Source organism: Persicitalea sp., from assembly GCF_041751555.1.
Lineage (GTDB): Bacteria > Bacteroidota > Bacteroidia > Cytophagales > Spirosomataceae > Persicitalea.
In genome coordinates, this window is the sequence record NZ_JBGSXF010000357.1 from 1 (window position 1) to 1,930 (window position 1,930).

General features: G+C 49.1%; 2 protein-coding genes. Both read left to right on the top strand.

Annotated features, from left to right (window positions below; translation table 11 throughout):
* The first annotated feature begins 333 nt into the window (after window positions 1-333).
* The gene (locus tag ACEW8P_RS12900) at window positions 334-492 is read left to right on the top strand and encodes a hypothetical protein (RefSeq protein WP_373513488.1); all 159 of its coding nucleotides are present in this window, start codon (window positions 334-336) and stop codon (window positions 490-492) included.
* A gap of 362 nt (window positions 493-854) precedes the next feature.
* The coding region (locus tag ACEW8P_RS12905; RefSeq protein ID WP_373513489.1) for a c-type cytochrome at window positions 855-1,930 on the top strand (1,076 nt) is incomplete at its 3' end.

The window sequence follows — 1,930 nt, forward strand, 5'->3', positions numbered from 1 at the left end:
TGGCCTTCGTTTATTTCGGGGCTAACGTGTTCTATGACCACGCGGGTGCGGCCTTCAATATTTTTGGGAATTAGGGAATTTTTCTTTTTCGCCATGAAAGCGGGGATTGAGAGTTTTGATGTTTTGGCAAAATAAGAAAAAAAAGGCGTCGGAGCGAACTGATGTCAGCTTTACCCGTTTAGTCTGCTGTTTTTCAAAAAAAATCAGTCTTTTGCAATATTTCTTCTTAGATCCAGCAGTTAACCTGTATTTGCCAAACCTGTATATTTTCAAAATGGAAGAAGAAGACAACCATCGAAAGCCTGAGAGAAGAAGTACGAGACGTTCAGCAAGGTGTTTTTTGGGGAAAGCCCGGCGGCTAAGCTGTGCAAAATTATCAGTTTCTGGGTAGTCGAGCTAGAAGAAAAAGGCAATTCGCTGACCGCCAGAGCTGACCAGATTATCGAGATCGAAAATAGTTATTTGGGCTATAAGGTGCTGTACGATTTATAATCATTCCGGTACAATGGCCACGAGACCTTTTACAGCGGCCAACGTCGTCGAAACCGAGCGGTGGAAGGTCAACCGCGAGAAGGCTTTTTCCGGTTCGGAAATACATTTGTTCTAGAACCTGGCAGAGGGAAGAGCCTCCGAGGCGGGCTACGATCTGCCGAACAACACCCGTCCGGTCAGCGTTGTGTGGCTACCTGGACTAAACCTGTCACCCTTCGGTAATTCCGACGGGTGACAGGTTTAGTCCGCTGAGTCTTATCGTTTCGTGGTCGAGGGATTTACTTTACAGGGTAAGCGGGTCAGGGCTACGTCCTTATTAATTGTGATTGAGTGAATTATTTTATCGCTGACTTTCCCGTCTTATGATTCGTAAGTTTTTGTACTTTATTTCTATTGCTGCGTCTTTTTTCATTTTGCTGAATTGTGCGGGGGGAAAGACGAAAACCGTTTCTACCAGCACGACTATTGCCCAGCCGCCGATGGACGAGCAAGTGGCTGCGGTAGCGAACGGCGAAGAATTGTTCGATACCAACTGCTCTTCTTGTCACGAAATCGAGGATGCGGGAATTGGGCCACGGCTGGGGGGAATTACTCGGGTGTGGTCAGAAAAAGAACTGCTGGCTTTCATCTCAAATCCCGCCAAAGTAGTTGAAACGGGAGATCCCAGGGCGGTAGCTCAGTTTGACAAATACAAATTGATGATGCCCGCTTTCGATTATCTGAAGGAATCGGAAATCAAAGCCATCATCGCTTACATCGACCATGAGACGAAAACTAAAAATATCGCTCCTCTGAAAGTAGAATTGGCGGATGTGGAGGTGAAGCGTTTCGCCCCGCCTATTCTGGCCAGCCCGTTGCGCATCGAGTTGGCGGAATACGTGACCATGCCTGCTTCCAGTGACAAAGAAAAGGCTCGCACCCGTATCGCCAGCATGCGCGTCCATCCCTCGGGCGATGGTACACAGTTTGTCAGCGACCAAAACGGGATTATCTATCGGATAAAGGATGGCGAAGTCAATACCTTTCTGGACATTCGGCCTTTGATCGACAGTTTTGCCACCGAACCCGGCCTGGGAACGGGTCTGGGTAGTTTCGCCTTTCATCCCGAGTACCTCGACAATGGGTTGATTTACATCACCTACACCGAAAAACCGACGGGTAAGCCCGCTGATTATTCCTACGCCGATTCCATCCAGTTGAAGTTGCAGTGGATAGTTTCGGAATGGAAAGTAAAAGACGTAAACGCGTCCGTTTTTGCAGGCGAGCATCGGGAAATGCTGCGCATCAATGTACCGGGTGCCAGCCACGGTACCCAGGACATCGGTTTCACGCCGGGTCTGAGAAAGGGCGACCCCGATTACGGAATGTTGTACATCGGCACTGGCGACGGCGGTACTACCATTGGCAAGCATCCCGAACTAACCCACAACCTCCGCTC